We start from the raw sequence: 6,029 nt of genomic DNA, 5'->3' as shown, positions 1-6,029 counted from the left end.
CCGTTCGAGCATGGGGACGTACTCGACCGGAGCCGCCTCGACGAGGTCGTGGCGGAATACCGGCCGGCCGCGCTGATCCATTTCGCCGCGTTCGCCTATGTCAGAGAGTCCATCGCACACCCCGCGAAGTACTACCGCAACAACGTGCAGGGCGGCTTGATCGTGCTCGAGGCGGCGAGGGACGCTGGGATCAGGAACATCGTCTACTCCAGCAGTTGCGCGATCTTCGGCGCCCCATCGCAGATCCCGATACCCGAGGACGCGGCCCCCGCGCCGATCAGCCCCTACGGCGCCTCGAAGCTCATGGTGGAGACCATGCTGCGGGACATGGGCCGCTCACACGGCCTGAAATGGGTGGTGCTGCGATACTTCAACGCGGCCGGCTGCGATCCGGATGGAGAGATCGGCGAGCTGCACGATCCCGAGACGCACATCATTCCGCTGGCGCTCGCCGTCGCCGCAGGAGAACGCGCCAGCTTCACGATCCTCGGCGCGGACTTCGACACCCCTGACGGGACCTGCGTCCGCGATTACGTCCACGTCTCGGACCTCGCCTCGGCCCATGTGCGCGCGCTGCAGGGGCTCGAGGCGGGAAACGTCTCGGGCGCATTCAATCTCGGGACGGGCCGAGGGTATTCGGTGCGCGAAGTGATCCAGGCTGTTCGCGAGGTCACGAACGCGGCCGTGCCGTGCTCGATCGGGGCGCGACAGGACGGCGATCCGCCGATCCTGATCAGCGATTCCACGCGCGCGGTCGAGGCGCTCGGATGGCGGCCCTTGATCCCGGATCTCTCCGACATCGTCCGCTCCGCCTGGCACTGGCGGACGCCCCAGACGCGAGCGCGGCAATGCACCACAAGATAAAATTGACGTTGTGCGCCCAAACTTCGGCGGGAGCAGCAGGGCTTGCTGCGCTGGAGGTTGAGCATGAAGGCTACGAGTGTGCGTTACTGGGCCATGGCGCTGGCCGTCGCTGCGATCGCGGCGTCGAACACCGCCGCGGCCGCCGAGGTGGTCGGGGTCTCCGGGGCCGTGGAGCCGCGGCGCGACTCTGGCGCGCTGCCGCAGGACCCGCAGGCCGGCGCGGCCTCATCGGCGGCGTCAGCGGGACCAAGACCCGCCGCCACTTCCCTCGGCCGAGCGCCGTGGGTTTGTTCCCCAAGCGGGTTTGGCGAGAGGTCGAAGTGCTTCCTCCGCTCAAGCCTGCCGTCCCAGCAACGGTAAGACGTACGACCATCAGGTTCTCCGGTTTTCCCCAGAGCCAGGCCCGTACGCCGGCACGCCGCGACGGGTTGTTCATCGAGGTTCTGGAAGTGGAGAAGTTGGTATGAAGTGCTCGTTTGCGCCCCATGTGGCGTTTGTCGCAGGGCTGGTCCTTGCCGGCGTCGCCCACGCGCAGGGAAGCGCGTCGTCCGCGAGCTCTTCGCCGACCCCCGCCGCTCCCGCGACTGAGGGGGCGCCGCCCTCAGGCTACGCGTGGGCGGGAGCCTGGGTCAGCAATGACTACGCGGGCGGCTATGCTGGAGCCCTGAGGACGTTCAACGCCGACAACAGCCTGTACGACAGCGGCTTTGCCGTACGCGGTGACATTTCCGGGGGCGAATACAGCTATAGTGCGCCGGGCTTTCTCGACCGGAACGTGAGCCTCGTCGACGCCGATGTCATGGTCGGGTATCGCAAGCGCGCCGGCGCCGGAACGCTGTCCGGATATGTCGGCCTGGCCTATATCGACCACGACAATCCGGACCCAGCGGCGCGCCCGCGTGGCTCGAAGACTGGCCTCGCGCTTCGCGGCGAGTACCAGATCACGCCGGACAGCAGGACGGAGATCCATCTCCAGGCGCGCTACGCGACGCCTTTCCAGACCTGGTCAGGGTCGGGGCGTGTGCTCTGGAAGGTGTCCGACAGGGTCTCCCTGGGTCCGGAGGTCTCGCTAACTCGCAACTCGAGGCACCGCGAGGTCTCTGTCGGCCCGCACATGAAGCTCCGGACCGGCGCCGGCGAGTTGGGTTTCTCCGCCGGCTACCGCCATCCCACGAAATCCGGGGCCGCCGACGGCTACTATGCGGCGGCGTACCTTGCCGCACCGTTCCGCTAGAGCGGGGTCCGCCCGTCAGGTGTGCGCGGACTTGCGGCGGCGGGCGCGACGCTTCTCCGTCGTAGGATCGTCCTGCGCACAGCGCAATTCGGGCCGGGCCGTCCGCAAGGTCACCGCGCTTGGGTTGCGTCCGGTCTTACGTTCCGCGGTCCAGGGCGCTTTCGGCCACGCCGCCTTGTTCGACCTTCACGCCGAGGAAGCGCATCACGCCGCCCGTGAAGCTTATGTCGGCCACCGGAAGGTCGCGGTCACGCTTCAGGGCGGTGACGTCGCTGAGCGTCAACCGCAGGGTCATATCGTTGCGATGCACGCCATCGGCCTCGGCGGCCTCGATCTCCTTGCGGAAGACGGCTGCGGGCGGGCCGCGGCGGGCGACGGTGGCGGGACGGGCCATGTGCTTCATGCCGCGTTGAAGAAGCCGTGCTCGCCGGTCACCCGAACGAGACAGGGCTTGCCGGCGTCCTGTGCAGCGCGGGCGCGCTTGTTGGCGGCTGCCTTGGCGACTTCCTTGTCCGGCGTGGCGTCCAGAACTTCACCGTCATGCTCCACCGCCCAGCCGGTCTCGTGGCGGACCACGGTGAAGACGGCTCTGTCGGGGGCGTTTCGCATGGTGGAACTCCTTCGGGCCCCAAGGCTCGCGCCGGGACCGGGTCGGATCATCGCTGGGACGTAAGCGCCCATCCTATAGTTAAACGCTTGCCGTGTCGTGATTTTCAGCACCTGCTTCAGGGTCGTCTTGCGCCATGTTTCAAATATCGTATGCTCTGAAGGTCGAATATCGCACTGGCTCGCGAGCTTTTCCGCGCGGACTTTTCGGAGTTCCGGCCCGCGGAATCTACCCACGACCCTCTCCGAGAATTTGATGCACGCGCCTATGGGCGACGCGGAATATTGGCGACCCGGAAAGGGAACAAGCATGGCAGTAGGTACTGTGAAGTGGTTCAACCCCACCAAGGGCTTCGGCTTCATCCAGCCCGATGAAGGTGGCGCGGACGTGTTCGTGCACATCTCGGCGGTGGAACGTGCGGGCCTCGGCTCTCTGAACGAAGGCCAGAAGGTCAGCTTCGAGCTCGAGCGCGACAAGCGCAGCGGCAAGATGTCGGCCGGCTCGCTCGCGGCAGCCTGAGCCTACTCAGCATTACGGAAGAGGGCCGGTGCGATGCGCCGGCCCTTTTTCTTTGGGTGTTAGAGCGGCAAGGGCTTGCCCAGCTCACCCGCCAGATCGCGGACGAACTGCCATGCGACACGGCCGGAGCGGGCGCCGCGCAACTGGGCCCACTGCAGGGCGCGCCGCTCCAGATCGGGGACCGCCAGACCGTAGCGTAGCGCATAGCCCGCGACCGCCGCGAGGTAGGTCGGCTGGTCCATGGGGGGGAAGCCGATCCACAGTCCGAAGCGGTCGGAGACACTGACCTCCTCCTCGGCGTCCTCGGCGGTGGCGATCAGGCCGCGGTCCTCGGCGTGGCCACGGGGCATCAGGTGGCGGCGGTTGGAGGTGGCGACGAACAGCACGTTCTCGGGCGGCCCCGAGACCCCGCCCTCCAGGGCCGACTTCAGCGCCTTGGCGGCGCTGGCGCCTTCCTCGAAGGAGAGATCGTCGCAGAGCACCACGAACCGCTCAGGCCGCGCGCGCAGGATATCGAACAGGGCGGGCAGGGCAGTGACCTCGTCGCGGTCCACCTCCACCAGCCGCAGGGACGGGGCTTCGTCCGCCACCGCCATGAACGCGGCCTTGGCCAGCGAGCTCTTCCCCGTGCCGCGCACGCCCCATAGCAGCGCGTGATTGGCCGGGAGTCCGGCGGCGAAACGCTTGAGGTTCTCGACGAAGCGACCCTTCTGCCGGTCGACGCCCACCAGGCTCGTCAACTCGAGCGGATAGTCGGGCGCCGGGTGGAAGGCGCCGTTCGCCGGATCGTGCCGAAACAGCCGCGCCGCGGAGAAGTCGGCAGCCGCCCGGGCTGGCGGCGCAAGGCGTTCCAGGGCCTCGGCGATGCGGGCAAGTAGGGGCGTCTGATCGCTGTTCATCGTTCCCTGGCTTAGACGGCCCTAGGTTCCATTGCAAAACCAGGGCGCTGCGCATAGCTTCCGCCGACTTTCGCGCACCCCCATATGGCGGGGGCGGGCGCACGCCACTCCGGAGAGACCATGTTCGACACCGCCTATGCCCAAGCCGCGGGCGCCACCGGTGGAGCCGAGGGCTTCATGCAAGGTCCGTTCGGGTCGCTGCTGTTCTTCCTGCCGCTGATCGTCCTGTTCTATTTCCTGATCTTTCGCCCGCAGCAGCAGCGGGCCAAGCAGCACGCCGCGATGATCGGCGGCTTGAAGCGTGGCGACACGATCGTCCTCAGTTCCGGCATCATCGGCAAGGTGGTCCGGGTGGAGGACAAGGAGGTCGGGCTGGAGGTGGCCAGCGGGGTCACCGTCAAGGTGGTCAAGGGCATGATCTCCGACGTCCGCTCCCGCGGCGAGCCCGCCGCCGCCAACGATTCCAAGGCCTAGAAGCTTAGCCTCGATGATCAACGTCGCCCGCTGGAAGGTCATCGTCGTCGTTCTGGCGACCCTCTTCGGCATCGTCTTCACCCTGCCGAACCTGCTGCCTCCCAGCGTGCGCGCCGGGCTGCCGGGCTGGGTCCCGAGCCGGGCGCTGAACCTCGGCCTGGACCTGCAAGGCGGCTCTTCGCTGCTCTACGAGGTCGATGCCAAGGCGCTGCGCGCTGAAAAGCTGACCAACCTCACGGAGGACACCCGCGCGGCGCTGACCAACGCGGGAATCCAGTTCACGGGCCTTGGCGTGGCGAACGGCGAGGTCAATGTCCGCATTACGGATCCGGCGAAGCTGGACCTGGCCGCCAAGACCCTGCGCGATGAGGTCGGCTCGCCCCTGGCCGGCGCGGGCGGCGGACGTGACGCCACGATCAGCCTGCTGCCGGACCAACGCCTCCGCGTCGCCTTCGTCAGCGCCGCGATGGAGGCCCAGGCCAACAAGGCTGTGGACCAGTCCATCGAGGTGATCCGCCGTCGGATCGACGAGCTCGGCACCAAGGAACCTGACATCCGCAAGCAGGGCACGGGGCGGATCGCCATCGCCGCTCCAGGCGAGAGCGACCCGCAGAAGCTGCGCGACATCATCGGCCAGACCGCCAAGCTGACATTCCACATGGTCGACGAGAACGCAGACCCCGTGGAGGCCCAGCAAGGTCGGGTGCCGCCAGGCTCGATGCTGATTCCGGGCGACGAATTTGCGCCGTACTACGTGATCCGCCGCCGCACCTTCACCACCGGCGAGCAGCTCCTCGACGCCCAGGGCACATTCGACCAGCAGAGTGCGCGCCCGGTCGTGAGCCTGCGGTTCAACGCCAAGGGCGCCAAGGCCTTCGGCGAGACCACCACCAACAACGTCGGCAAGCGCTTCGCCATCGTGCTGGACAACAAGGTGATCTCGGCGCCGACCATCAACGGCCCGATCCCCGGCGGGTCCGGCATCATCACCGGCAGCTTCACGGTCGAGACCGCCAACGACCTGGCGATCCTGCTGCGGGCCGGCGCGTTGCCGGCGCCGTTGAAGGTGCTGGAACAGCGAACTGTGGGCGCCGAACTGGGTGCGGACTCGATCCGTGCAGGCGTGGTCTCCCTCGCCATCGGGGCGGTGGCCATCATTGTCTTCATCATCCTGGCCTACGGACTGTTCGGCGTGTTTGCGGCCATCGCCCTGGTTGTGAACGTGCTTCTCATCGTCGGCATCATGTCGGCATTCCAGGCGACCCTGACATTCCCCGGCATCGCGGGTCTGATCCTCACGCTCGCGGTGGCGGTCGACGCCAACGTGCTGATCTACGAGCGGATTCGCGACGAAGCGCACGCCGGCAGGGCGCCGCTGATGGCGCTGGAGCATGGCTACAGTCGGGCCTTGGTCTCCATCCTTGACGCCAAC

General features: G+C 67.4%; 8 protein-coding genes and 1 pseudogene (1 of these 9 running past the window's edge). 5 read left to right on the top strand and 4 right to left on the bottom strand.

Annotation, left to right across the window (positions count from 1 at the left end; genetic code table 11):
- Positions 1 to 864 (top strand): annotated as a pseudogene (gene galE / locus QZV94_RS20565) (UDP-glucose 4-epimerase GalE); it begins 164 nt to the left of the window's first position.
- A gap of 83 nt (positions 865 to 947) precedes the next feature.
- Here galE and QZV94_RS20560 read toward each other — a convergent pair.
- Positions 948 to 1,127 (bottom strand): hypothetical protein, encoded by a 180-nt coding sequence (locus QZV94_RS20560; RefSeq protein WP_293681270.1) that lies wholly within the window; start codon positions 1,125 to 1,127, stop codon positions 948 to 950.
- Between the two features lie 200 nt (positions 1,128 to 1,327).
- Here QZV94_RS20560 and bcsS point away from each other — a divergent pair, with 200 nt between their 5' ends.
- The gene (gene bcsS, locus QZV94_RS20555) at positions 1,328 to 2,098 is read left to right on the top strand and encodes a cellulose biosynthesis protein BcsS (RefSeq protein ID WP_293681267.1); all 771 of its coding nucleotides are present in this window, start codon (positions 1,328 to 1,330) and stop codon (positions 2,096 to 2,098) included.
- A 136-nt stretch (positions 2,099 to 2,234) separates the two neighbouring features.
- Here the strand turns inward: bcsS and QZV94_RS20550 are convergent, their stop codons facing one another.
- The gene (locus tag QZV94_RS20550; RefSeq protein ID WP_293681264.1) at positions 2,235 to 2,492 is read right to left on the bottom strand and encodes a hypothetical protein; all 258 of its coding nucleotides are present in this window, start codon (positions 2,490 to 2,492) and stop codon (positions 2,235 to 2,237) included.
- Positions 2,493 to 2,497: 5 nt separating this feature from the next.
- The gene (locus tag QZV94_RS20545; protein WP_293681261.1) at positions 2,498 to 2,707 is read right to left on the bottom strand and encodes a hypothetical protein; all 210 of its coding nucleotides are present in this window, start codon (positions 2,705 to 2,707) and stop codon (positions 2,498 to 2,500) included.
- A 307-nt stretch (positions 2,708 to 3,014) separates the two neighbouring features.
- Between QZV94_RS20545 and QZV94_RS20540 the strand changes: the two genes are divergently transcribed.
- Positions 3,015 to 3,224, top strand: coding sequence for a cold-shock protein (locus QZV94_RS20540; RefSeq protein ID WP_293681258.1), 210 nt, complete (start codon positions 3,015 to 3,017; stop codon positions 3,222 to 3,224).
- A 59-nt stretch (positions 3,225 to 3,283) separates the two neighbouring features.
- Here the strand turns inward: QZV94_RS20540 and QZV94_RS20535 are convergent, their stop codons facing one another.
- On the bottom strand, positions 3,284 to 4,123 hold the full coding sequence (locus QZV94_RS20535; protein ID WP_293681255.1) for an ATP-binding protein: 840 nt from the start codon (positions 4,121 to 4,123) through the stop codon (positions 3,284 to 3,286).
- A gap of 177 nt (positions 4,124 to 4,300) precedes the next feature.
- Between QZV94_RS20535 and yajC the strand changes: the two genes are divergently transcribed.
- Entirely contained in the window at positions 4,301 to 4,597 is a 297-nt protein-coding gene (gene yajC / locus QZV94_RS20530; protein ID WP_293681281.1) for a preprotein translocase subunit YajC, read from the top strand.
- A gap of 13 nt (positions 4,598 to 4,610) precedes the next feature.
- The coding region (gene secD / locus QZV94_RS20525; RefSeq protein WP_293681252.1) for a protein translocase subunit SecD at positions 4,611 to 6,029 on the top strand (1,419 nt) is incomplete at its 3' end.

It is taken from the genome of uncultured Phenylobacterium sp., from assembly GCF_902826855.1.
Taxonomy (GTDB): Bacteria; Pseudomonadota; Alphaproteobacteria; order Caulobacterales; family Caulobacteraceae; genus Phenylobacterium.
This window is presented reverse-complemented; position numbering and strand designations above follow the sequence as displayed.

Bases quoted from the DNA above. Each gene is read 5' to 3' on its own strand.
- QZV94_RS20540 (WP_293681258.1), top strand. From the start codon at position 3,015: ATGGCAGTAGGTACTGTGAAGTGGTTCAACCCCACCAAGGGCTTCGGC.
- yajC (WP_293681281.1), top strand. From the start codon at position 4,301: ATGCAAGGTCCGTTCGGGTCGCTGCTGTTCTTCCTGCCGCTGATCGTC.
- QZV94_RS20545 (WP_293681261.1), bottom strand. From the start codon at position 2,707: ATGCGAAACGCCCCCGACAGAGCCGTCTTCACCGTGGTCCGCCACGAG.
- bcsS (WP_293681267.1), top strand. From the start codon at position 1,328: ATGAAGTGCTCGTTTGCGCCCCATGTGGCGTTTGTCGCAGGGCTGGTC.
- QZV94_RS20550 (WP_293681264.1), bottom strand. From the start codon at position 2,492: ATGGCCCGTCCCGCCACCGTCGCCCGCCGCGGCCCGCCCGCAGCCGTC.
- QZV94_RS20535 (WP_293681255.1), bottom strand. From the start codon at position 4,123: ATGAACAGCGATCAGACGCCCCTACTTGCCCGCATCGCCGAGGCCCTG.